Genomic DNA, 24390 nt, shown 5'->3' with positions numbered 1-24390 from the left:
TGGTTGCCCTTTGCCCCATGCGCGCCTAAATGCGCCCACCATGCCGACACCCCTGACTTTCGCCGTGCCCAAGGGCCGTATCCTCGACGAAGCACTGCCGCTGATGGCACATGCCGGCGTGGTGCCCGAGGCGGAGTTTCACGACAAGAAGTCGCGCGCCCTGTCATTCGCGTGCGAAAACAGCGACATGCGCCTTATCCGGGTGCGCGCGTTTGATGTGGCGACATTCGTGGCCCATGGCGCGGCGCAGGTCGGCATCGTCGGTTCGGATGTGGTGGAGGAATTCGCCTATTCGGACCTTTACGCCCCGGTCGACCTGAACATCGGGCACTGCCGGTTGTCGGTTGCGGAACCTGTCGGAGAGACGGGTGGCCCCCTGCCCTCGCACCTGCGGATCGCCAGCAAGTATCCCAACCTCACCCGCCGCCATTTCGAAAAGCTGGGCGTGCAGGCAGAGGTCGTGAAGCTGAACGGCGCGATGGAGCTGGCACCGTCGCTTGGCCTGTCGAGCCGGATCGTCGATCTCGTCTCCACCGGGCGCACGCTGCAGGAAAACGGACTGGTGGAAACGAGCCGTATTCTCGATATTTCGGCGCGGCTTATCGTCAATCGCGCCGCTCTCAAGACCGATGAGCGAGTGGCCGCGCTGGTCGAGGCCTTTCGCGCGCTGGTTTCGCAAGAGCAGGTCGCCGCCTGATGCTGCGCCTTTCCAGCAGCGATCCCGGTTTCGCCGGGGACTTCGCCCGCGTGGTATCGGACCGCCGGGAAAGCGCGGTCGATGTCGCGGCGGACGTGGCGGCAATCCTTCAGTCCGTGCGCCAGCGCGGGGATGCAGCGCTCGCCGAGTACACCGCTCGCTTCGATGGCCATGAGCTTGACGTCACCGGCTGGCGGATCGATGCCGACCAGTGCCGCGCGGCATTCGATGCGCTCGATTCAGACTTACGAGACGCGCTGGAACTCGCGGCAGAGCGCATCGGCGCATATCATCAGGCGCAATTGCCCGAAAATCGCGACTATACCGACGCCGCGGGTGTGCGCCTTGGGGCGACATGGAATGCCGTAGACGCGGCGGGGCTTTACGTCCCCGGTGGTCGCGCGGCGTATCCGTCGTCGCTACTGATGAACGCGATCCCTGCGAAAGTCGCAGGCGTGGAGCGGCTTGTGGTCGTCACGCCGACGCCAAAGGGTGTGGTCAATCCGCTGGTCCTTGCCGCCGCGCATCTTGCCGGGGTGGACGAGGTGTGGCGCGTGGGCGGTGCCCATGCCGTCGCCGCGCTGGCCTATGGCACCGATCGCATAGCGCCCGTCGATGTGGTGACCGGCCCCGGCAATGCGTGGGTCGCCGAAGCCAAGCGCCAGCTCTACGGCGTGGTCGGCATCGACATGGTCGCGGGGCCAAGCGAGATCCTGGTCATCGCCGATGGCCGGAACGACGCGACCCGCATCGCCGCCGACCTGCTGAGCCAGGCCGAGCACGATCCCACATCGCAATCGATCCTGATCACCGATGACGCCGCGTTCGCCGATGCAGTGGCGCAAGCGGTGGAGCAGCAACTTGCCAGCCTTGCGACGCAGGAAACCGCGCGCACCAGCTGGAACGAAAACGGCGTGATCATCACTGTCGCCAATCTGGACGAAGCCCCGGCGCTGGCCAATGCGCTGGCGGCCGAACATGTCGAGATCGCGACTGAGGATCCGGAACGGCTGATGCGTGCCATCCGCCATGCAGGATCGGTGTTCCTCGGACGGCTGACGCCGGAAGCGGTAGGCGACTATGTCGCCGGACCGAACCACGTCCTGCCGACCGGACGCCGGGCGCGGTTTTCGTCCGGGCTCTCGGTCCTTGATTTCATGAAGCGGACCAGCTTCATCCAGCTCGACCAGGCGGCGTTGGAGGTTATCGGCCCCGCTGCCGTGGCCCTTGCCGATGCGGAAGGGCTTCCCGCGCACGCGCGCTCCATATCCGTAAGGCTCGGCCAATAATGTCAAAGAATATAAAGCAGGCGCGCGCCGCCGCCCGTCTCGCCGCCGTGCAGGCGCTCTATCAGTTCGATATGGAAGGCACCCTGCTGCCCGTCCTGCTCGATGAATTCCACCGCCATCGCCTGGGCATGGAAATCGACGAGGACCAGTATGCCAAGGCCGACGTCACGTTCTTCGACGATGTGGTCAAAGGCGCCATTGCCCGCCGGGACGAGATCGACGAAATACTGGCAGCGAAGTTGTCGGAAGGTTGGTCGCTTGGCCGGTTGGACAAGACGATGCTGCAGATCCTGCGCGCTGGCGCCTACGAACTGCTGGCGCGCGCCGATGTCCCTACCGGTGCGGTGATCACCGAGTACCTAGACGTGGCCCATGCCTTTTTCGACGCGCGGGAAACAAAGTTCCTTAACGGCGTGCTGGATTCGGTGGCGAAGTCGGTTCGTTAAGCCGCGCTGGACTTGGCGGAGGCTGGCGGGCATCACCGCGGCATGACCGGTGAATTTGCCTTTATCGAGGCTCTGCGCGCGATAGCCACCGACCCGGCGGCCCGTTCGCTGGCGGATGACGCTGCAGTCCTCCCCTTTGGTTCGGAAACGCTGGTCCTGACCATGGATACGATGGTGGAGGGCGTGCACTACCTCCCCATTGACCCGCCGCAGGACGTCGCGTGGAAGCTGATCGCGGTGAACGTGTCCGACCTGTCGGCCAAAGGGGCGACGCCGGTCGGCTGCCTTTATTCTCACGCGCTTGGTGATGACGCTTGGGACCGCGCCTTCCTCGCGGGAATGGACGATGCCTCCCGCCACTTCGCAATTCCGTTGCTCGGCGGGGACACCGTTCGCATGCCGCAGGGCGCGCCGAGAAGCTTTTCGCTGACGGCCTTGGGAACCGGCCCGAAAGGCTGTCCCGTCCCGTCGCGCACCTCCGCGAGCATCGGTGATACTGTCTGGGTGAGCGGCGCAATCGGCGATGCTGGACTGGGCTTGCAGGCCGCCCGCGATACGCTTCGGGGCGAGCATGACGATCTTGCCGCCGTGATCGAACGCTACCGCCGCCCGACGCCTCATCCAAAACTGGGGGTTGCGCTCGCGTCCCTGGTCAACGCCATGATGGACGTGTCGGACGGCCTGCTGGTAGATGCAGCCAGGATCGCGTCCGCCAGCAACTGCGGCATTGCGATCGACGCCGACGCGGTGCCTCTGTCGGTCGCGCATCTCGCGCTCGCTGGCGGCGGCATAGACGCCCGCCTTGCGGCCATGACGGCGGGGGATGACTACGAGCTGCTGTTCACCGCGCCCGCCGCGAATACCGCTGCGATCCAGCATGCCGCCATTGCTTATGGATGCAGGGTAAGCGCCATCGGCAAAGTTACCAAAGGCACCGGCATCGCCCTCTCACATCAGGGCCGCCCCCTCCCCCTGCCCGAACGATTGGGCTACCAGCACTGACGCGCGACACTGTACTGCCCTTCGGCTGTATTAGGAGAGACTTAGTTAACTCCCCAATACTGCGCCCCCATTCCGACAAGCAGCTTGCCAGCCCCATGGCTTGTCTATAGCCCTATTGCCTTCGAGCGGGAAAAACTCGCCGAAATAACAATAACCCATTGGGAAGGGGGCGTTCAGTGAACTTGATCACGATCGCAATTGTGTTGGGACTATTGGCCATAGTCTATGGCTTCATCACATCGAGACAGGTGCTCAGTGCACCGGCCGGCAACGCCAAGATGCAGGAAATCTCCGCCGCCATTCAGGAAGGCGCGCAGGCTTATCTGAAACGACAATATTCCACGATCGCCATCGTCGGCGTGATCGTTGCAATCATCATCGCGGTTACTCTCGGGCTGGTATCGGCCAGCGGCTTCGTGATCGGGGCGATCCTGTCTGGACTGGCAGGCTTCGTCGGGATGAACATATCCGTTCGCGCCAACGTTCGCACGGCGGCCGCCGCGCAGCGCGGATTGCAGGACGGGCTAACCTTGGCGTTTCGCGCCGGGGCGATCACCGGCATGCTGGTGGCGGGCCTCGCTCTCCTCGCGATTTCAGTGTTCTTCTGGTATCTCACCGCGATCGCCGGGCACGAAGTTGGCGGAACGGACCGCACCGTCGTCGAAGCGCTGACCGCTCTTGCGTTCGGCGCCTCCCTCATCTCCATCTTCGCGCGGCTAGGGGGCGGCATCTTCACCAAGGCGGCTGACGTTGGCGCGGACCTGGTGGGCAAGGTGGAAGCCGGAATCCCCGAGGACGACCCTCGCAACCCCGCCGTCATCGCCGACAACGTGGGTGACAACGTCGGCGACTGCGCAGGCATGGCCGCCGACTTGTTCGAGACCTACGTCGTCACCGTGGGCGCGACGATGGTGCTGACGGCGCTGCTGGTAAAAGGGCTCGGCGCCTATCTCCTCGCAATGATGACGTTGCCGCTGCTCATCGGCGGGGTGTGCATCGTGACCTCCATCATCGGCACCTACTTCGTCCGGCTAGGCTCGGGCACAAACATCATGGGCGCGATGTACAAGGGCTTCCTCGTTACCGCAGTCCTGTCCGTCCCGGCGATCTACGGGTGCATCTGGTTCGTGCAGCAGGGCAACATCGATGCGCCGATCGGCGACCTTCCGTTCAGCGGCATGGACCTGTTCTGGTGCGCGCTGCTGGGCCTGGTGATCACCGGCCTGATCATCTGGATCACCGAATACTACACGGGCACCAACTATCGTCCGGTACGGTCCATCGCCAAGGCTTCGGAAACCGGCCACGGCACCAACGTGATCCAGGGCCTCGCGATCAGCCTTGAGGCGACCGCGCTGCCGACGATCGTGATCGTTGCGGGCATCATCATCGCCTACCAGCTCGCCGGACTGCTGGGGATCGCCTATGCGGCGACTGCCATGCTCGCGGTGGCCGGGATGGTCGTGGCGCTCGATGCCTATGGTCCCGTCACCGACAATGCTGGCGGGATCGCCGAGATGGCCGGTCTGGACGATGCCGTTCGCGAAAAGACCGATGCTCTGGACGCGGTGGGCAACACTACCAAGGCCGTGACGAAGGGCTATGCCATCGGATCGGCGGGGCTTGCCGCGCTGGTCCTGTTCGCCGCTTACACCACGGACTTGCGGGAGTTCTTCCCTGAGCTGGATGTCGATTTCAGCCTTGAAAACCCGTATGTCATCGTCGGGCTGCTGCTCGGCGCGCTGCTGCCCTATCTCTTCGGCGCGATGGGGATGACGGCAGTAGGCCGCGCGGCTGGCGATGTCGTGCTCGACGTGCGTGCGCAATTCCGCGAAAAGCCGGGCATCATGACATACGAGCAGAAGCCGGACTATGCCCGGACGGTCGACCTCGTCACCAAGGCCGCAATCAAGGAAATGATCGTGCCATCGCTGCTGCCGGTGCTGGCCCCGATCGCAGTGTACTACGTGATCGGATGGGTCGGAGGCCAAGCCAACGGGTTCGCTGCCTTGGGCGCCCTGTTGCTGGGCGTGATCGTCAGTGGGCTGTTCGTGGCGCTTTCCATGACCTCTGGTGGAGGCGCGTGGGACAACGCCAAGAAGTACATCGAAGACGGCAACCACGGCGGCAAAGGATCGGACGCCCATAAGGCGGCGGTCACGGGCGACACCGTCGGCGATCCGTACAAGGATACCGCCGGTCCTGCCGTCAACCCGATGATCAAGATCACCAATATCGTGGCACTGCTGCTTCTGGCCGCTCTCGCCGCCGGCTGATCTGCCAAGCCGGGGCCGATGCTTTCCTGACGTTTTGTCGGGGGGCATCGGGTCCGACCGAGCACTGCTCGGGCAGGCTTCATTAGCATTTCCTTGATGGATGACTATTATCTCGATTGCAAACCGGCAATCCGCCAGCAATCGGGACAATCGCCCAAGTGGCATCCAGCACTATCGCCGAGATCGCCGGACGCCTGACTTGCGTACCCTGGACCGCGCTGGAAAGCGAAGTGGCGGCGTGGGATGACCTGGGGGGTCGAGCGAGTGAGCCCAATCCCTTTTTCGAAAGCTGGTACCTGCTGCCATCGCTGCGTCATCTTCCGGATACCGCTGGAGTGATGATGCTGCGCTATGAGCATGAAGGCCGGTTGGCAGGCCTCATGCCTGTGGTGCGCGCAGGCCGATACTATCGCTGGCCGATCCCTCATCTCGCAAGCTGGCTGCACGCCAACGCGTTTTGCGGCGTGCCTCTGGTCGCGCGGGGCCATGAGGCCCCTTTCTGGAAAGCCGTATTGCGTTGGGCGGACGCCGAGCCGGGCGCTGCCATGTTCATGCACTTGCGGGCGATGGTGCTGGACGGCCCCATGCACACTGCCCTTGCTGGCGTAGCCGGAGCGACAGGGCGCCAGATCGAGATCGTCCACGCCGAGGAACGGGCCATGCTCGCGTCCGATCTTTCGCCGGACGCCTACCTCGACACATCGCTGTCGGGGAAAAAACGCAAGGAACTGCGCCGTCAGGCCAATCGATTGGCCGATGAGGGAACTGTTGCGGTTGAGCGGCGTACCGATGCAACAGGCATCGAGGACTGGTGCCATACTTTCCTCGCGCTCGAACGATCGGGATGGAAAGGGAAGGCGGGATCGGCGCTGGGTTGCGACCCGGCTAACGCCGCGATGTTCTCCGCGAGCCTTGAAGGAGCGGCCGAGCTTGGCCGATTGGAACGATTGACCCTTACCCTCGACGGCAGGCCGATCGCGATGCTGGCCAGTTTCCTGACGCCACCCGGCGCCTATTCGTACAAGACCGCGTTCGATGAGGACTACGCGCGCTTTTCCCCCGGCGTCTTGCTGCAGCGGGAGAATTTGCAGATGCTGGCGCGGCAGGGCATCGAGTGGACCGACAGCTGCGCGAGTGCGGACCATCCGATGATCGACCATCTCTGGCGCGAGCGTCGCACGGTCGTCAGGCTATCCGTCGCGATCGGCGGGGGTGTGCGGCGGGCCGCTTTCCGCCGTTTCGTAGGTGCAGAAATGGCCCGCAATCCCGCTGAGAAACCTGCCGGACCCACCTCATGAACGTCCCCATCCCTTCGCTATCGAACGACGTGTTTCCTCCATCTGCCCGCGCCACGTTCGCCGCGAGTTACCCCGAAATGCCGCACAAGCTAACCCACGCGCTGGGCGTACACCCCCTGCTGGAGCTCGACGCCCTTGCTGCGCTGGCAGAAGCGCTGCCCATTGCATCGATCGAATACAATGCGGCGGACCAGCCCATCGGCGTCAATGGTAAGCCCGAACCAACCGGTATTCCTATCGGCGAAACCATCCGCCACATCGAAACCACCCGGTCGTGGGCGGTCCTCAAGAATATCGAGCAGCACCCCGCCTACGCCGCTCTCCTTTCCGACCTGCTCGCCGAGATTCGCCTGGACATAGAGGCTCGTACCGGACGGATGCTCAAGACGCAGGGCTTCGTGTTCGTCACATCGGCGGGGGGCGTAACGCCGTATCACTTCGATCCTGAGCACAACATCCTGATGCAGGTTCGCGGATCAAAGGTCATGACCCAATTTCCGGCGGGCGATGAGACCTACGCACCGGACGAAGTGCACGAAACCTATCACACTGGCGGCGGACGCGAACTTCGCTGGCGGGATGACCTTCTGGCAGGGGGGCGAGAGTTCCCGCTGATCGCGGGTGAAGCCGTCTATGTCCCGGTGATGGCACCGCATTTCGTGCGGAACGGGCCGGAGCCATCCGTATCGCTCTCCATAACCTGGCGCTCTGAATGGAGCTTTGCGGAGGCGGATGCACGCGCTTTCAATGGCTTCCTGCGCAAGTTGGGGGTCACGCCGTCCCCGCCCGGACGATGGCCTGCCGCCAACCGCACGAAGGCGCTGGCCTGGCGGATCGCGCGCAAGCTGGGCGCGGGTTAGACTTTCACCAAGGTCACTTGCGCCACGTCGATGCCGCCGCCCAGAAAACCGCCTTCGCAATACATCAGGTAATAGCGCCAAAGGCGGACGAACCGTTCGTCAAAGCCTTGCGGCAAGCGTCCCTCTTCGACTGCGAGATCGAAGTTCGTCCGCCATTGTCGCAGCGTTCGCGCATAGTCCTGCCCGAAGCCCTGCCGGTCCTCCCACGTCAGTCCGCGTTCGGCGGCCAGCGCCTGGAACTGCGCCTCGCTCACCAGCATCCCGCCGGGGAAGATGAAGGTCTGGATGAAGTCCGCGCTGCGGGCGTAGCGATCGAACACGTCATCGTGAATCGAGATGAACTGGATCGCCGCCCTGCCCCCGGACTTCAGGTTTTGTGCCAGACAATCGAAGAAGGCGGGCCAGTAGGCTTGTCCTACGGCTTCCACCATCTCGACAGAGGCAATGGCGTCATACTGGCCTGAAACATCGCGATAGTCCTGTTTGCGGAACTCCAGCCCTCGCGTCCCGTCGTCCCAGCGGTCGCGGGCATAGGCCAGTTGCTCGTCCGAGAGGCTGATCGCATCGACGTGCACGTGCCTGGTTTCAGCCAGCCTGGCGGCGAGCGTGCCCCATCCACATCCGATCTCAAGCACTCGATCACCGGGTTGGACCGCCATTCGGTCGATCATCGCCGCCACCTTCGCGGCTTGCGCGCGATCCAGATCGCTCTCCTCAGAAGCAGATCCTTGCCCGCCATACAGCGCGCTGGAATAGAGCATCGTATCGCCCAGCCACTGGGTGTAGAAATCGTTGCCAAGATCGTAGTGGGCGTGAATGTTCCGCAGCGAACCCGCCCGCGTGTTGCGGTTCAGACCATGCACCAGACGCGCCAGCACCCGCCAAGGTCCGTGGGCGCGAGCCACGCTGCCGAGCGCCACCGCGTTGTCCATGAACAGGGCGAATAGCGGCACCGGGTCGGGACTATCCCATTCGTGCGCTTCCCACGCCTGATACCAGCCCACCGACCCGGACGTGGCCAGACGCAGCAATGCGCGGTAACTCTTCAGATGGACGACAGCGTCGAACCCGGGTTGTCGCCCGCCAAGCATGCGTGTTTCGCCGCCGGGTAGGGTCGCCGTGATCGATCCGCGCACCAGTCCGCGATCGATCCTATCGATGATCCGGTGAACCCCGCCCGACCATAGGCGCGCGAGCCACTGCGGACCAACGCCAATGGCGCGTCCCCCTTCGACAAGTTCCCCGCCTCTGCCCGGCACATGCGCATTCATGGCGTCGATATGGGATGAAATGCGAAAGTCGGCAATCGGCAGAAACGCGTTTTCCTAGGCTTTTCCAGCGGCAGCCTTGGCTTGTTTGAACGCATCGAGCGCCCGCTCCCGAGCATCACGGTGATCGATGCGGCGCTCCGGATATTCCTTTGGCCGTTTGTCGGGCGGCGGATCGTGAATATCGGCGTCCGAGAGGTCGGCGAGTTCAGGCACCCACTCACGAATATAGGCGGCGGCATCGAACTTTTCGGACTGGGTGATCGGCGCCATGATACGCACGAACATGTTGGAATCGACGCCCGACCCTGTGGTCCATTGCCAGTTCACGGAATTGTTGCCGTAATCGGCGTCAACCAGAGTATCCCAGAACCACTGCTCCCCCTCGCGCCAGTCGATCAGGAGATGCTTGATCAGGAAGCTGGCGGCTATCATCCGCACGCGGTTATGCATCCACCCGGTGTGCCAAAGCTGCCGCATACCGGCATCGACGATCGGATAACCGGTGCGCCCCTTCTGCCAGGCTTCCAAATCCTTCTTGCTTTGGCGCCAGGGGAAATCGCCGAAAGGATCGCGGGCATACTTGCTGCCGTAATCGGGATACTGGAGGATCACGTTCTGAGCGTAGTCACGCCAGCCAATTTCACCGAGGAATGTGCCGACCGATCCACCCGCGTCCGCTACGGCATGCCAAACCTGCGATGGCGATATCTCCCCGAAATGCAGGTGAGGAGACAACATCGACGTGCCTTCCTCAGACGGCAAGTTCCGTGCATCGCCATAGGCATCTGCTGCTTTGACAAAAGCGCGCAGGCGTTTGGCTGCACCCTCCTCTCCCGGCTCCCACATGTCGCGCATGCCCCCGGCCCAATCCGGCTTATCGGGGAGCAGATTCCAGTCTTCCAGCTTGTCCGACTTCGGCCATGTGGAAGGGGCGGGTATCTCGAACGGCCGGCGGTGCGGCTCGTGCGGAGGCATGCGTTCGCGCAGCGCTCGCCAAAAAGGCGTGTAGATCTTGTACATGCCCCCGGACCCTGTGGTGATCGACCCGGGCGGCGCCAGATAATTGCCGTGATGGAGACACAGGTTCAGGTTCTTGGCCACTGCCTTTTCCGCGTTCCGCCACCACGGTTCGTAGTGGTGGAGAGCATGAATTTCGCTCGCGTCGGTTTCCTTCGCCAAGGCGGCCAGAACCTCGTCGCTGCGTCCATGGCGCAGGATCAGGCGCGATCCCTTGTCGCGCAAGGCCGCATCCAGGCTCTTGAGGGAATGGTGCAGCCACCACCGCGACGCCCCGCCCATCGCGCGGTGCTTCGGTGTTTCATCATCGCAGATATAGACCGGAATGATGGGGCCTGTGTGCGCCGCTTCGACGAAGGCAGGTTGATCGGCCAGACGCAGATCGCGCCTTAGCCACACGATCACGGGGCTGGTCATAGGATCAAACTCATTACCGGGGGCAACGCCTGTTGCATAAGAGCGTTCCCTGTCCGTGGTCGTAGCTTCTCAAACCGTCACCCTGCCCGTTCGCGGCTTTCGGATCGACCCGCGCAAGGCGTTCGCTAGCGCGGCGGTGTGCTGGCTGGGGGTCGCGTTCGTGGCGTGGAGCGTGCGAACCGAACACGCCGACGCAATCGACCAGATGGGCCTTCTATTCTGGCGCGACGATACCCTGCAGCCGCTGGGATCACCGCGCATGCTGGAGGCCGTGCGCGACATCACCGCGTTGGGCGGCGTCGTCCTGCGCAACCTCTTTGCGATTGCAGCGGTGGTATCCCTACTGTTCCTGAGCCTGCGACGAGAAGCGGCGCTGTTCGCGTTCACCGTTGCATCCGGCTGGGCGGTGAACAGCGCCCTCAAGACACTAGTGGGTCGCCCCCGGCCCGAGATCGTGCCGCACCTGATGGAAGCAGGCGGGAACAGTTTTCCCAGTGGACACAGCTTTAATTCGGCGGTCGTCTACATCGCGATGGCGCTGGCTTTCGCCGCGCTCAGCCGCCGCAGATCGGTGCGGGCGACACTGATTTTGGGTGCGATGGCGATCAGCCTGATCATCGCGTGGAGCCGGGTCTGGCTGGGAGTGCACTTCCCCAGCGACGTCATCGCCGGATGGCTGGGCGGCGCAGGCTGGGCATTTCTCGCCAGCCCGCTGCTTTATCGCCCGGCCAAGGCCACCGTGGACGCGGCGGAAGATTTCAGCGAGCCGGGCAGCCCGCCGCCGCAATAGGCACGGTGGCTCTCACGGTAAAGCTGTTCGCCGCACGCCCATCCATGTAGCGCGCATCGCCAAAAGTGACATAAGCCGAGCAACTTTCATTTTTCACGCGGGCGAACGGCATCTGAGCCCAAGCGAGAAAATCGGCCGCTTCCGGACTGGCGGCGATCGCTTGTTTGACCAGCGGATCGCTCATGTTGTCCGGTACGGGTGGCCCGCTGCGAGTGATGGCCTTGACGCTATCAAACGGATCGAAATGGCCTCTAAACAGAATGCCGTTTACTCGCCACACCACGTCCCTCCGCCAGAAGGCGAACGGTTCGGGAGAGGCAAAAACGCGGTCGGGATGACCGTCAGTCGCTGTCCAGGCGAAAGCGGATATCGTAATGTTGGCCGCGATGAAAGTTGCGACGCCAGCCAATGCGGCGATCGCGGGCGTGCCGGGGCTTGAACGCCGCTGGCGATACCGCCGTCGCGCCAGCGCTATCCCGACACCCAAGATTGCGAGCAACCAGGGCGATATTATGAACAGGCTGTCGGTATGGAACCAGTGCGTGCTCAGGGGAGACATGAGCTGCACCGCGTAAGTATTTTGAAGATCGAGCAAAGGATGGGTGAGCGCGCCGAGATAACAAAGCGCCACTAACCAACCCCACCGCATGGGGAGTCCGCTGGCGAAGATCGCGCCACGCGACAACTGCCAGCGGTCGAGCAGCAATAGCAACCCGGCCAGCAGCGGCGGCATCAGCAAAACACCGCCGACTAGTCCATGGGTAAATCCGCGATGCATCGCTAGCGGTGCCCATGGAGCCCAACCGAAGAACACGTCGATGTCCGGCATATTCGCTGCCAGCACGCAAGCGGCCAGCCCCTTGCGAGTCCGGTTATTCAACCCCGCTTCAGCCAGCGCCCAACCGACCAGGCTGTGGGTGAGATTATCCATGCTTTGGCGATACTTGCATGTGGGGCTTATTGGATCAGCTGAACGTCAAAGCAAGCCCCCGCCTGACCTTCACCGTCATTCCATCAGGCGATGCCCTGCTTCCGGGGCGTCAACCGTCCATGTCTGTCCTTTTGACAGCAGCTTGCCAAGATCGGCGGTCTTTCCAGCGATCAGGCTGGCACGTTCGGCCACGACCGCACTCTCGAACGTCGGAGCGGGATCGTCGTAAATGACACCCAGCGCCATCGGAAACTCCCCGAACGGCATTTCGATCAGCATATGCGCCAAGCCCCGGTTGCGGGCATTGTGCCTTGCCACCCCAGCGGCTTGCCAATCGCCGTCCGTCACCTCCACGACCTTCAGCGACAGTGTTTCGATGTCCAGTGCGAGGCCCTTCGTGCCCTTGGCGAACACCAGCGGCTCTCCGTCCTGGCACATGATCTGGTTGTCCGCCGCGACTGCCTTGGCGGTGAAGTCATCGAACCGATCCTTGTTGTAGACGATGCAGTTCTGAAAAATTTCGATAAACGCCGCGCCCGGATGCCGATAGGCGGCGATGAGCACGTCCGGCAGATCCTTGGACACATCATACCCCCGCGCCACGAACCGCGCTCCGGCCCCAAGCGCAAACGCGCAAGGGCTGGCGGGGCGGTCCACCGACCCGATCGGCGACGTGGGTGACGGCGTGCCCACCCGGCTGGTCGGCGAATATTGCCCCTTCGTCAGACCGTAGATCTCATTGTTGAACAGCATGATCTGACAGTTCAGATTACGGCGCAGGACATGCATCGTGTGGTTGCCACCGATGGACATCCCGTCCCCATCTCCAGTGACCAACCAGATGTCGAGCTCGGGGTTGGCGAGCTTGATCCCCGTCGCGACCGCGGGGGCACGGCCATGGATCGTGTGGAAACCATAGCTTTCAACGTAGTATGGGAAGCGACTGGAGCAGCCAATCCCGGAGACGAAAACGGTATTCTTGGGGTCTGCACCGACCATCGGCAGGGTCCGCTGAACCGCCTTGAGAATAGCGTAGTCGCCACAGCCGGGACACCAGCGTACTTCCTGATCGGTTTCCCAGTCCTTGAGAGTGGTCTGGATCGGGGTCATGTCGTTCATGAATGGATCTCCGTCCGTCTGCTCACGGCTGTTCGATTTCGGGGGCGGGAAGCTGGGTGACGTTCACCGGCACTTCGCCGCCTTCATTATCCGGCACCGCATCGAAGAACGCGGCGATGGCCGTCTCGATTTCGGCGATGGCAAAGGGTTGCCCGCTGGTCTTGCTGAGGGGAACGGCATTGATCAGGAACTGATCGCGCAGCACGGTCTTGAACTGGCCGGTGTTCATCTCCGGCACCAGAACGTGGTCATAACCGGCCAGCAGTTCGCCAAGGTTCGCAGGAAGTGGCCAGATGTGGCGGACATGCACATGGCTGACGTCCAGCCCCTTGCGCCGCGCCCGCCGAACCGCCTGATGGATGGGTCCGTAAGTCGATCCCCATCCCACAACTGCCAGCTTGCCGCCCGGATTGCCGAGAGACACTTCCTGCGCAGGAATGTCGTTGCCGATGCCGTCGATCTTGGCTTTGCGGGCATCGGTCTGCGCTTGATGCACATCGGGAGCGTAATCGATGTTGCCGGTGTCGATCGCTTTTTCGATACCGCCGATGCGATGCATCAGGCCCGGCGTTCCCGCCTTGATCCAGGGACGCACGCCGCGACCATCCCGCTTGAACGGAAGCACTTTATCGTCGGCGCCTTTGGGATTGTTGCCCGTTTCAAGGAACTGCACCGGGAAAGGCGTGAACGCCTCGGGATCGGGCACTTTCCAAGGCTCCGACGCGTTGCCGATGTAGCCATCCGTCAGCAGGATCACCGGCGTCATGTAATGGACGGCGACGCGACAGGCCTCGATCGCGCACTCGAATGCATCGGCGGGAGAACGGGCGGCAATCACTGGCAAAGGGGCGTCGCCATTGCGACCGTACACCGCTTGGTAAAGGTCTGATTGCTCGGTCTTGGTGGGCAATCCGGTGGACGGTCCACCGCGCTGCGAGTTGACGATCACCAGCGGCAGCTCGGTCATGATCGCCAGACCCATCGCTTCACCCTTCAAGGCCAGGCCGGGGCCGGACGAGGAGGTGACACCAAGACTTCCGGCGTAGGACGCGCCGATCGCGGCGCATATCGCCGCGATCTCGTCTTCCGCTTGAAAGGTGGTGACGCCAAATTCCTTCATCTTGACGAGATGATGCAGCACCGCGGACGCCGGGGTGATCGGGTATCCGCCGAAAAACATCGGCAGCCCGGCGAGTTGTGCGCCCGCGACCAGCCCCAACGATACTGCCTCGGCGCCAGTAATCGTGCGATAAAGGCCCGGTTCGGACTCGACGGGATCGATGTGGAGTTTGCGCAAGGGGCCGGCCAATTCCGCCGTCTCGCCATAAGCATGGCCGGCGTTCAGCGCGGCAATGTTGGCCTCTGCCAGAACCGGGTTTTTCGCAAACTTGGCGTTGAGCCAATCGACCAGTGGCTTGCGGTCGCGATCGAACATCCACAACGCCAGCCCCAGCGTCCACATGTTCTTGCAACGCAGCGCTTCCTTGTTGCCCAGCCCGAACGGCTTCACCGCCTCCAGCGTCAGGGCCGAGATATCGAAAGCCAGCACGTCCCACTTGGCCAGACTGTCGTCGTCCAGTGGGCTGGACTCGTACTTCGCCTTTTCAAGGTTGCGCTTGGTGAATTCGCCGCTGTCTGCAATGACCAACCCGCCGGACTTCAAGGCCTGAACGTTGGTTTTGAGCGCTGCGGGGTTCATCGCCACCAGCACATCCGGCGCGTCGCCGGCGGTAGTGACTTCGCTGGACCCGAAGTTGATCTGGAAAGCAGAGACGCCGAACAGCGTCCCTTGCGGGGCGCGGATTTCGGCTGGAAAATCCGGGAAGGTCGACAGGTCGTTGCCCGCAAGCGCTGTCGACAAGGTGAACTGGCCGCCCGTCAACTGCATGCCGTCACCCGAATCGCCGGCAAAGCGCACGACCACAGCCTCGGGTGAGCCGGTAAGCTCCGGTGTTCGCGATGACGTGGATGGATGCTCGGCAGGTATAGTCGCCATGGCTTGATCCTCTGTCGCCCGGTCTGTGCCGGTTGTCCTTCCCCCGGTGAGAGTGCGGACCATCTTTCCCAGTCGCAAATTAGTTTTCTGTTGAGCAAACAAACCTATAATTTGCGCCTGAACCAGAGTGTGGGCCACAATACTGTTCAGTCAAGCCCGTGCCGTCGGGCGATTCTGTCGGGATAGTCGCAATTCGCGGCATAACACCGGATTTACTCTTCTCCTTTTTGTCTGGAATAGTTGATTTCAATGACTGATTTTACGGCTCTGCCCTATCGCCCCTGCGTGGGCGTCATGCTCGTCAACGCGGACGGACACGTTTTCGTCGGCAAGCGAATCGACAATCGCGAGGGCGACTGGTGGCAGATGCCCCAAGGCGGCGTGGACGATGGCGAGGATCTGAAGGCCGCAGCCTTGCGCGAACTATGGGAAGAGACCGGCGTTCACGAAGCCAACGTCAAAATCCTCGCCCATACGCGGGAGGAACTGCTCTACGATCTGCCCGAGGAATTGGTCGGCAAACTCTGGAAGGGCAAATACCGCGGCCAGCGGCAGACCTGGTATCTCGCTAGGTTCGATGGCTGCGATGACGCCATCGACCTGAAGGCTCACCAACCGCCTGAATTCTGCGAATGGAAGTGGGTCGAGGCCGAATTGCTGCCCGACCTGATCGTTCCCTTCAAGAAGCGCGTCTATCGCGCTGTTCTGGAAGAGTTTCGCGCCCTGATCTAACCGTCCGCGCTAGAGGCTGTAATTTCTAGTTTTCGGAAACCATCGGCTTCGGTTGGGCCGCATCAGCGGTAACCACCCGAGCCGAAGGTCCGCGAGCGATTGCAGCAGCCAGACCTTCTGTTTCCGAACAGGATTTGCCGCACAGCGTCTGTAACCGGGCGAGGTTGCGGTTGGCACGTTCGGTCGCGCCCTTTTCAGCAAGGGCTACTCCTTCGCCCGCGATGGCGGCCAGGTTGCGCGGGTCGTTGTTCAGCGCGACCCGGTAATAGTGCAGCGCTTTGCCCTGCATCCCCTGACGACGAGTGGCTTCGGCCAGTCCGAGGAGAACGGGCACATTACCGGGTTCCACCGTCAGCGCGGCTTCGTAGGCATCGATGGCGCCATCCACGTTGCCGGAGGAGAGCGCCGCGCGCCCTTGCTCCACCAACGCTGCAGCGCGCGGGTCCATCGGTGTGGGTGTTTGGGAAAAGGTGGCGCTGGAGGAAATGGCGGCAAGAAGGGATAGGGCAACAGCAACAGGCGTATAACGCATCAGCAGGTCCTTGGCCGAGGTCTTCGTCCTCATCATAGGCGCCCTCGTTATCACAGACGAACAAACCGTGCGACGAAAAACCCATCGGTTCCGTCACGATACGGTGATAATCGCAGGCCATGTCCGCGCTGCTCGCCAGCCGGCAACACAGGGATATCGGCGCGCCATCCCGGGTTACGCGCCAGAAACCCTGCCGCCTGCGAAGCCCCTTCCGCATCCAGCAGTGAGCAGGTGACGAACACCAGCCGCCCACCTTGTCGGACCAGTCGCGCGGCGACATCCAGCAAACGCGATTGAATGGCGACGTAGCGATCAAGCTGCTTTTCGGTCAGCCGCCAGCGCGCTTCGGGATTGCGCCGCCAGGTGCCAATCCCTGAACATGGCGCATCGACCAGCACTGCATCGGCTCGATCGATGAATGGGGCCAGCGCCTCCATCTCCCGGTTCGCATCGAGCAACAAGGTTTCGATGATGCTCGCCCCGGCACGTTCGGCGCGCGGAGGCAGGCGCGAGAGGCGGGTTCGGTCGGCATCGCAGGCGATCAGGGTCCCGGTGTTGTCCATGGCCGCTGCCAGCGCGAGGGTCTTGCCCCCTGCCCCGGCGCACAGATCGATCACGGTCTCGCCGGGCCGAGCAGCCACCACTTCGCACGTAAGCTGCGAGCCAGTGTCCTGCACCTCGATCACACCGTTGGTATAAGCGGCGGTCTGTTCGATGCGGGTTTCGGGTGGATAGCGCCAGCCGTTGGCCGCTACGGTCCGCTCTCCCCCTGATGGCATATCCAGATTACCGGCGCGCAGGGCGTTCACCCGGATGTCAAGCGGAGCACGCCCCAAAAGCGCCTCCCCCTGTGCGGCGTCTACATCGCTATCCGCCAGGCGCCGGACCAGCCACGCGGGAGCGACCCCGCCGCTCGCGATCGGCTCGTTGGGAGCGATCGGCGCAGGCGCATGGGTGGACCCATCGAACAACGTCGCGATCTGGGGGTCTTGCTCTGCAACCCGCAGCATGGCCGCACGACCGGATTCGGGGACTTCTCCACAGACCCGGATGGCGCGGTATGCCAGTTCGCGCACGGCGCGCCGGTCGCCACTGCCTGCGAAGCGGCGGGACCTGAACCAGTCGGCGATGAGCCGATCAGCGGGCGCGCCGTTGGAGCGGGCCGCCTCTATCACCAGATCGACCACATCGATCGCCATTTGCACGCGCGCAGCAGGCGTCATGCCGAGAGCCTCGACATGACGAAAGCGTCCCCCCGTATCCCGCCCCCCCGAGCAGGTACTCCGGAGAACTTACCGCGTAGGATAGTTGGGTGCTTCGCGGGTGATCGTCACGTCATGGACGTGGCTTTCGCGAAGCCCTGCGTTAGTGATGCGGATGAATTTCGAATTGCGGCGCATATCCTCGATCGTCGCGGACCCGGTGTAGCCCATAGCTGCCTTGATGCCGCCCACCAGCTGGTGGATGACGTCGCGAGCCGGGCCCTTGTAGGCGACCTGGCCCTCGATGCCTTCGGGCACCAGCTTCATCTGGTCCTTGATGTCACCCTGGAAATACCGATCCGCCGAGCCACGGCCCATGGCACCGACAGATCCCATGCCGCGATAGGACTTGTAGGCGCGGCCCTGATACAGGAACGTCTCGCCCGGTGCTTCCTCGGTTCCGGCGAGCATCGATCCCACCATGATCGTCGATGCACCGGCGGCAAGCGCCTTGGCCGCGTCACCGGACGTGCGCAGCCCGCCATCGGCAATAACCGGAACGCCGGACTTCTCGGCTTCCTCTGCCGCTTCCATGACGGCGGTCAACTGCGGCACGCCTACACCGGCCACGATGCGCGTGGTGCATATCGAGCCGGGGCCGATGCCCACTTTCACGCAGTCCGCGCCCGCATCGATCAGGGCGCGAGCGGCCTCGGCCGTGGCGATGTTGCCGGCGATGACCTGTGCCGAGTTCGACAGCTTCTTGACCCGCTCTACAGCAATGGCGACGTCGCGATTATGGCCGTGCGCGGTGTCGATCACCACCACGTCGCATTCCGCAGCAAGCAACGCTTCGGTGCGTTCGAACCCCTTGTCGCCCACAGTCGTTGCAGCGGCGACGCGAAGGCGGCCTGCTGCGTCCTTGGTGGCATCCGGGTAGGTCACCGCCTTTTCGATGTCCTTGACGGTGATGAGGCCCACGCAGTGGAAGCTGTCGTCAACCACCAGCAGCTTTTCGATCCGACGCTGGTGAAGCAGGCGGCGGGCTTCGTCCTTGCCCACGTTGACCTTCACGGTGGCCAGGTTGTCATGCGTCATCAATTCGCGCACCGGCTGATTGCGGTTATCGGCGAAACGGACGTCCCGGTTGGTGAGGATGCCCACCAGCTTGCCCGATGCTTCCACGACCGGAATACCGCTGATCTTGTGAGCCAGCATCAGCGCCTGCGCTTCCCCAAGCGTGGCGTTGGGATCGATTGTGATCGGGTTGACGACCATGCCGCTTTCGAAGCGCTTAACCTGACGGACGGCGGCGACCTGCTCCTCTATGGTGAGGTTGCGGTGGAGCACGCCAAGGCCGCCCATCTGCGCCATGACGATCGCCATGTCAGCCTCCGTCACGGTATCCATCGCCGACGAGATCACGGGAATGTTCAACCCGATCGAGCGCGTCAGCATGGTGCGCGTGTCGGCCTGGGTAGGGACAATGTCGGACTTGGCGGGACGCAGCAGTACGTCGTCAAAAGTGAGTCCGAGCTGGATATCCATATGCGCCACCAATGCCTTTGCGGGGAGAATCGTGGCGGCCCATGTAATCAAAGGGGGCCATCACGGCTAGAGCCTCATCGCGATCAATTTCAAAGCGGGGCCGAAGTGCTGCCCGATCACCGCGTGCGTTTAGCCGGTTTCTTCGCCAAACCGCCGGTGGGCACGCGGCGGGTATCGGCAAACCATCGACCCAGCGCCGTGAGCATCTTCACATCATCGACCGCGCCGCCAAGCTCCATCGGTCGATTGAGGTCATCGCCAGGCCGGTGATAATCGCTATCAAAGAAGGCGCGCATTCGGTCGATGTCACCATAAGCCGTGGTGACCATTACCGCCGGAATATCGTGCTGAAGCAGCGCCCAACCGTCCTGCCGCTTCACGAATTCGTTGGCATCGTCGTTCTCGCGCAGCTTGAACCCCTCCGCCTTGGCGACACGGGCGATTTCCGCGTCCAGCCCAGTCATGCCCCGGCCGACAATGGCAAACGGCGTCCGCGCGGGAGCGATCGCGATCGAATCGATGTTGAACGCCGCGACGATTCTCTCCAGCGGCAACGGTGGCTCTTCGGCGAAGGCGTGCGCGCCCAGAAGGCCTAATTCCTCACCCGTGGTCGCCAGAAAATAGATGTCGCGGTCCATCGGCGGCAGGCGGGACAGCCGCCGCCCGATTTCGGTGAGCGCAGCTACCCCGCTCGCATTGTCGATCGCACCGTTGCAGATGAGATCCTCCGCCGGGGCTTCCCCGCACTCTCCGAAATGGTCCCAGTGCGCCACGAAAAGCACCGCGCCCGCCTTGCTGTTTCGACCCGGCAACTTGCCTATGAGGTTGTGGGTGCGGATGGTCGTCTCTTTGGTGGTCGCCTCAAGCGTGGCGGTTACGTCCAGCATGATCGGCACAAAGTCCGGCTTGGCTGCAGCTTCTTCCAGAGAGGCGAAGGTATGGGCCGTCCCTTTCAGCAGCGTTTCCATCGTGGGCCGCCCGACGAAGGCTTCAAGGTCGCCGCCCATTGCATCTTCCGATAGCGCGTATCCAGCCCTGCGCCGTCGGGCGACGACATCGTCAAGGCTGCGATCTCCGTCGAGCACGGTCAGCACGGCGGAAGCGCCCATCGCGAGCAAAGTGTTCTGACGCGCGCTGTCCGGCGTCTGCCCATCCAGCACCACCGCGATCCGCCCCGCCAGTTCGGTGCGGGAGAAATCCTGGCTGCGCGCCTTCCCCACGAACAGCAAAGGCGCATTGCGAACCATACTGCGTTTACCGGACGTCAGGACAAGCACGTCCTTTGGCGCGATGGGCGTGCGGAAGCCCTTACGCAGGAATTGCGCGGTGCCCGTCTCCGGCTCACGCTCCAGTACGGAAACGGGGGCAAACCATTCATTGCCGGGGTCGTTCGTGCCGGAGACCATGCCGATGTCGAACCATTGCTTGGCAAGATAACGAAGCGTCTTTGCCTCGCCGTCCGTCCCCGGTTCGCGACCGTCGAAATCATCACTCGCCAGCGTTTCGATATGGCTGCGCAGCCGCGCCTCTATCTCCCGATCGGAACGGCTGACGCCAGCGGCCGATGCGGGGGTGGCGCCGATCGACAACAGCGACAGCGCGGCAATGGCGACCCCTAGTCGCCCAGCCGCCCTTCTTCCCCAAAGCACTGTTGCCAAACCGCCTGCCCTCATACGCTTTTCTATACGACACAATTCTTAAGGTGCTTGAAGAATCTCCGCCACGACGGTTGGTTCTCATGCATTTTTCTCAAAGTCTCGAGACAGCGATGCGTTGCCGCAACACGACGTTGCAAGGGAACACCGATCCTTGTTGCGTATTCACACAAAACGGCAACAGGGGCGCCATCGCGTTCCCAGGGAAGGACTCATTTCGATGCGGCTCGACAGGTTCAATCCCAGCAATATACGTGTGTCCAGCGGTGGCGGCTTTCCCGGCGGGGGTGGCGGCAAAGTCGGCTGCGGCACGCTGGTGATCGTCGCCATCGGGGCACTGGTATTCGGGATCGATCCGGGGCAGATGCTGGGCACGATCGAAGGGGTCCAGCAGCAGACCTCCGCGCCATCGCAGCAGGCCGGTGGCAAGGACACGACGCAAATTTGCGAAGCGAACGCCTACGCGTTGGAATCCTGCAACGCCCTGGACTCCCTGAACAGCACGTGGCAGCCCATTTTCCAGAAGTCTAACATCACATATGAACAGCCGACCCTGAACTTCTATCAGGGAGGAACACGCAGCGGTTGCGGCGCGGCGCAAAGCGCCATGGGCCCATTCTACTGCCCTGCCGATCAGGGCATCTACATCGACACCAGCTTTTACGATCAAATGGACAAGCAGCTTGGCGCGAAAGGCGATTTTGCTCGCTACTATGTAATCGCGCATGAGTATGGGCACCATGTCCAACACCTCGTTGGCCTGGACGCACAGGTTCGCCAGGAGCAGCAGCGCAATCCTTCGCAGGCCAACGCGCTTCAGGTAAAAATGGAATTGCAGGCCGACTGCTACGCCGGGGTCTGGGCCGGCAAGCACCGCGAACTCATCGAACCCGGCGACATGGAGGAGGGCCTTACCGCCGCCAGCGCGATTGGCGATGATACCCTGATGCGCAAATCAGGGCAGGACGTGTCGCCCGAAAGCTTCACGCACGGGTCAAGCGCCCAACGCATGGAATGGCTGAAGCGCGGCATCGAAACCGGGAACGAGGATGCCTGTGACACGTTCAAGTCGCAGGGATGACGCCGCATTTTTGAGTGACGGCGGAACATGAACATATGGCGCGGTCCGATCGGGCGAATATCGCACCGGGCCACAGGAGGAAATCAAGATGCGCCGTTATTGGCTGAGTGCCCTAATTGTCGCCTCGCTGGCGGGTACACCGGCTAGCGCGCGTCAACAGGATCGGGCGATCACGTCACGCGATCCTGATGCGATGGACGTTGCGAAGACCCCGATCACCGACCTCAACGTCGGGAGGGACGATGAAATTCCGACGCTGCTGGTAAAGGCGACAACCCAACCTTACGATCTTTCCGGGCTTGGAAAATGCCGGCAGATCGCGGGCGCCATTCAGGAATTGGACGAGATCCTGGGTCCTGACATCGATATTCCTCAAGCCGAACGAGATCGCATCAGCGCGGGGCGCGTTGGCAAATGGGTCGTCGCCTCGTTCATTCCTTTCCGCGGACTTATTCGCGAAGTGTCTGGCGCCAATGCCCAGGATCGCAAGGTGAACGCCGCTATTCAGGCAGGCCTGACACGGCGGGGATTCCTCAAGGGAGTGGGCGCGACAAAGGGGTGCCGTTATCCGGCATCGCCCGCCCCGGCAGCTGTCGTCCAGGCGCGTCTCGATGAAATGAAGGCGTTGGAAAAGCTGGAGAAGAAGGACAGCAAGCGCGCCCGCAAGAAGGGCTCTGATAAGGAGCTGGCGTACAAGTCGGAGCCCGAAGCCAGACAACCTGCGCCAGCGCAATAATCTGATCGGCATGGCGTAACCAGGATGATTTCTGACGCATGAGAAGGGTATTTCATTTCGCCGCTCCCCTGATGGCAAGCGCGCTGTTGTTGAGCGCATGCGGCGGGCAGGATCCGGCCGCTCAGTCGTCCGCTACACAAAGCAACACCGCTGGTCCCGAGACGGTGCCAATGGAGGATAAGGCAGGCACGCGTTCAACCGACGGCGCCACCCTGGCTTCCGAGGACACCGGCCTCCCGGTAACTCCGGCGACCATATCTTGTTCGGCCGATATCGGGGAAGCGGCAGCTCGAAAGCTGGTCACCCAATGCCGCGCAGTTTCGCCCGCAACTCGCCCGCCGTGCAATGTCGCAAATTCATGCACGATGATCAGGAACGAGATTGCGCGGGGCTGCGCTTTGCTGGGCGAAGACGCAACCAAAACGCCCGAGTGCACCATTGATCCCATCAGCAAGGAAGCGGCTGCCGATCTCGTCAAACGCTTCTACGCGGGGATTAATGCTCATGATTACAGCGCGGCGTGGTCCTTATGGGGTCCCGACGGCAATCCCGAACAGACACTGGACGAGTTCACCAAGGGCTATGCCCAAACGGCGCGAACTCATGTTGAAATAGGCAAAGTGTCCGATGTCGAAGGCGGCGCAGGCTCGCTGTACGTGACTGTGCCGGTAACGGTGGACGCCGTGCTCGATGATGGACGGCGGCAACGCTTTGTCGGTAGTTATGCGCTGCGCCAGATCAACCGCGGCATGGGACCATCGCAGGGATGGCACATAATGTCGGCTAAACTGAGCATGAAGCCCGCCTGATCATGCCGCGGTTGATCTTTATGGACGCCGCGTGCTTTCCTTGCGCAAATCATAGATACGGCCCTGGCGGTTCTCGATGACCGGGCTGAAATCCTCAGGTTCATTGACAAGATCGTCAAACAAGGTGCGGTAGTGGATCATCGCACGGCGCAACTGCTCCGTTCCGGCCTGACCGCGAGCATGGCTTTTGGTGATCGTGTTCGCCGTACGATAATGAGCGACCACTTCGGCATGATCCACTGACAGATCGTCATGCCGCTGCTCGAACTCTGCCACAGGATAGCCGCGTGCCACCATTACGTTCGCCAGCAGCACGTCCGCGCGATTGACGGCACCGGCCGGATCATCGACGAACATCGCCTGGACGATCAGCCAGTCGCTGATGAAAGCCTCACGCTGGCCCGGGGCAAGGGGGCGAATGTCAAATCCCGCCATCCTGCGTTGACGCTCCTCCAGGATGACTTCACCCTTACGGACCCCGCCCGCTTGCTGCACCGTCCGCGCGTATTCGTCGCCATAGCGATCGCGCAACTCATGCGAATGACGCCGCCTTGAAAATATGACGAGCGTTGCCGCTACCGCAATGACCACGGTCAGGCCGATCATGATGACAAGCGGGCTAAGGGTATTCACGTGGCGTTCTCCGGTGGCATTTGAGGTCCCAAATCTTGAACCAAATACCGGCC

22 protein-coding genes are annotated in these 24390 nt (G+C 62.5%); 12 read left to right on the top strand and 10 right to left on the bottom strand.

What is annotated here, in order from left to right; genetic code table 11:
* The first annotated feature begins 40 nt into the window (after positions 1-40).
* The 7 genes from hisG (at position 41) to ACZ1JM_RS06495 (ending at position 7868) form a co-directional block, all read left to right on the top strand.
* A complete protein-coding gene (gene hisG / locus ACZ1JM_RS06525) occupies positions 41-697 on the top strand; it encodes an ATP phosphoribosyltransferase (RefSeq protein ID WP_465134030.1) in 657 nt (218 codons plus the stop codon).
* Entirely contained in the window at positions 697-1986 is a 1290-nt protein-coding gene (gene hisD, locus ACZ1JM_RS06520; protein ID WP_465134029.1) for a histidinol dehydrogenase, read from the top strand. The genes hisG and hisD overlap by 1 nt, the downstream gene beginning before the upstream one ends.
* Entirely contained in the window at positions 1986-2432 is a 447-nt protein-coding gene (gene nusB, locus ACZ1JM_RS06515; RefSeq protein ID WP_465134028.1) for a transcription antitermination factor NusB, read from the top strand. Before hisD ends, nusB begins: the two co-directional genes overlap by 1 nt.
* 42 nt (positions 2433-2474) lie before the next feature.
* Positions 2475-3434 (top strand): thiamine-phosphate kinase, encoded by a 960-nt coding sequence (gene thiL, locus ACZ1JM_RS06510; protein WP_465134027.1) that lies wholly within the window; start codon positions 2475-2477, stop codon positions 3432-3434.
* Positions 3435-3610: 176 nt separating this feature from the next.
* Positions 3611-5710: a sodium-translocating pyrophosphatase gene (locus ACZ1JM_RS06505; protein WP_465134026.1), complete on the top strand. Its 2100-nt coding sequence runs from the start codon at positions 3611-3613 to the stop codon at positions 5708-5710.
* Between the two features lie 158 nt (positions 5711-5868).
* Entirely contained in the window at positions 5869-7008 is a 1140-nt protein-coding gene (locus ACZ1JM_RS06500) for a GNAT family N-acetyltransferase (RefSeq protein WP_465134025.1), read from the top strand.
* A complete protein-coding gene (locus ACZ1JM_RS06495) occupies positions 7005-7868 on the top strand; it encodes a transcriptional regulator (RefSeq protein WP_465134024.1) in 864 nt (287 codons plus the stop codon). Before ACZ1JM_RS06500 ends, ACZ1JM_RS06495 begins: the two co-directional genes overlap by 4 nt.
* On the opposite strand, the gene ACZ1JM_RS06490 is transcribed toward ACZ1JM_RS06495, so the two are convergent.
* Both ACZ1JM_RS06490 and ACZ1JM_RS06485 read right to left on the bottom strand, forming a co-directional pair.
* On the bottom strand, positions 7865-9139 hold the full coding sequence (locus tag ACZ1JM_RS06490; protein ID WP_465134023.1) for a class I SAM-dependent methyltransferase: 1275 nt from the start codon (positions 9137-9139) through the stop codon (positions 7865-7867). The genes ACZ1JM_RS06495 and ACZ1JM_RS06490 overlap by 4 nt on opposite strands.
* A gap of 54 nt (positions 9140-9193) precedes the next feature.
* A complete protein-coding gene (locus ACZ1JM_RS06485; RefSeq protein WP_465134022.1) occupies positions 9194-10573 on the bottom strand; it encodes a cryptochrome/photolyase family protein in 1380 nt (459 codons plus the stop codon).
* 55 nt (positions 10574-10628) lie between these two features.
* Here ACZ1JM_RS06485 and ACZ1JM_RS06480 point away from each other — a divergent pair, with 55 nt between their 5' ends.
* On the top strand, positions 10629-11363 hold the full coding sequence (locus ACZ1JM_RS06480; protein WP_465134021.1) for a phosphatase PAP2 family protein: 735 nt from the start codon (positions 10629-10631) through the stop codon (positions 11361-11363).
* Here the strand turns inward: ACZ1JM_RS06480 and ACZ1JM_RS06475 are convergent.
* From ACZ1JM_RS06475 to ACZ1JM_RS06465, 3 genes are all read right to left on the bottom strand, one after another.
* Positions 11332-12294: a metal-dependent hydrolase gene (locus ACZ1JM_RS06475; protein ID WP_465134020.1), complete on the bottom strand. Its 963-nt coding sequence runs from the start codon at positions 12292-12294 to the stop codon at positions 11332-11334. The two genes, ACZ1JM_RS06480 and ACZ1JM_RS06475, sit on opposite strands and share 32 nt — an antisense overlap.
* A 75-nt stretch (positions 12295-12369) precedes the next feature.
* Entirely contained in the window at positions 12370-13413 is a 1044-nt protein-coding gene (locus ACZ1JM_RS06470) for a 2-oxoacid:ferredoxin oxidoreductase subunit beta (protein WP_465134019.1), read from the bottom strand.
* 22 nt (positions 13414-13435) lie between these two features.
* A complete protein-coding gene (locus ACZ1JM_RS06465) occupies positions 13436-15409 on the bottom strand; it encodes a 2-oxoacid:acceptor oxidoreductase subunit alpha (RefSeq protein ID WP_465134018.1) in 1974 nt (657 codons plus the stop codon).
* A 249-nt stretch (positions 15410-15658) separates the two neighbouring features.
* Between ACZ1JM_RS06465 and ACZ1JM_RS06460 the strand changes: the two genes are divergently transcribed.
* The gene (locus ACZ1JM_RS06460) at positions 15659-16141 is read left to right on the top strand and encodes an RNA pyrophosphohydrolase (RefSeq protein WP_465134017.1); all 483 of its coding nucleotides are present in this window, start codon (positions 15659-15661) and stop codon (positions 16139-16141) included.
* A 25-nt stretch (positions 16142-16166) separates the two neighbouring features.
* Here the strand turns inward: ACZ1JM_RS06460 and ACZ1JM_RS06455 are convergent, their stop codons facing one another.
* The 4 genes from ACZ1JM_RS06455 to ACZ1JM_RS06440 all read right to left on the bottom strand — a co-directional run bounded on the left by ACZ1JM_RS06455 (position 16167) and on the right by ACZ1JM_RS06440 (position 21096).
* A complete protein-coding gene (locus ACZ1JM_RS06455; RefSeq protein ID WP_465134016.1) occupies positions 16167-16709 on the bottom strand; it encodes a tetratricopeptide repeat protein in 543 nt (180 codons plus the stop codon).
* 14 nt (positions 16710-16723) lie between these two features.
* Positions 16724-17896: an RsmB/NOP family class I SAM-dependent RNA methyltransferase gene (locus ACZ1JM_RS06450; protein WP_465134015.1), complete on the bottom strand. Its 1173-nt coding sequence runs from the start codon at positions 17894-17896 to the stop codon at positions 16724-16726.
* Between the two features lie 69 nt (positions 17897-17965).
* Positions 17966-19423, bottom strand: a complete 1458-nt coding sequence (gene guaB / locus ACZ1JM_RS06445) for an IMP dehydrogenase (RefSeq protein ID WP_465134014.1) — start codon at positions 19421-19423, stop codon at positions 17966-17968.
* Between the two features lie 116 nt (positions 19424-19539).
* Positions 19540-21096, bottom strand: a complete 1557-nt coding sequence (locus ACZ1JM_RS06440; RefSeq protein ID WP_465134013.1) for a M28 family peptidase — start codon at positions 21094-21096, stop codon at positions 19540-19542.
* Between the two features lie 202 nt (positions 21097-21298).
* Between ACZ1JM_RS06440 and ypfJ the strand changes: the two genes are divergently transcribed.
* The 3 genes from ypfJ (at position 21299) to ACZ1JM_RS06425 (ending at position 23704) form a co-directional block, all read left to right on the top strand.
* Entirely contained in the window at positions 21299-22159 is an 861-nt protein-coding gene (gene ypfJ, locus ACZ1JM_RS06435; RefSeq protein ID WP_465134012.1) for a KPN_02809 family neutral zinc metallopeptidase, read from the top strand.
* Positions 22160-22247: 88 nt separating this feature from the next.
* Complete coding sequence (locus tag ACZ1JM_RS06430) at positions 22248-22895, top strand: hypothetical protein (protein ID WP_465134011.1); 648 nt, start codon at positions 22248-22250, stop codon at positions 22893-22895.
* Positions 22896-22933: 38 nt separating this feature from the next.
* The gene (locus ACZ1JM_RS06425) at positions 22934-23704 is read left to right on the top strand and encodes a nuclear transport factor 2-like protein (RefSeq protein WP_465134010.1); all 771 of its coding nucleotides are present in this window, start codon (positions 22934-22936) and stop codon (positions 23702-23704) included.
* Positions 23705-23722: 18 nt separating this feature from the next.
* On the opposite strand, the gene ACZ1JM_RS06420 is transcribed toward ACZ1JM_RS06425, so the two are convergent.
* Entirely contained in the window at positions 23723-24337 is a 615-nt protein-coding gene (locus tag ACZ1JM_RS06420; RefSeq protein WP_465134009.1) for a hypothetical protein, read from the bottom strand.
* Positions 24338-24390 lie beyond the last annotated feature (53 nt).

It is taken from the genome of Novosphingobium sp. BL-S-24, assembly GCF_055521575.1.
This window is presented reverse-complemented; position numbering and strand designations above follow the sequence as displayed.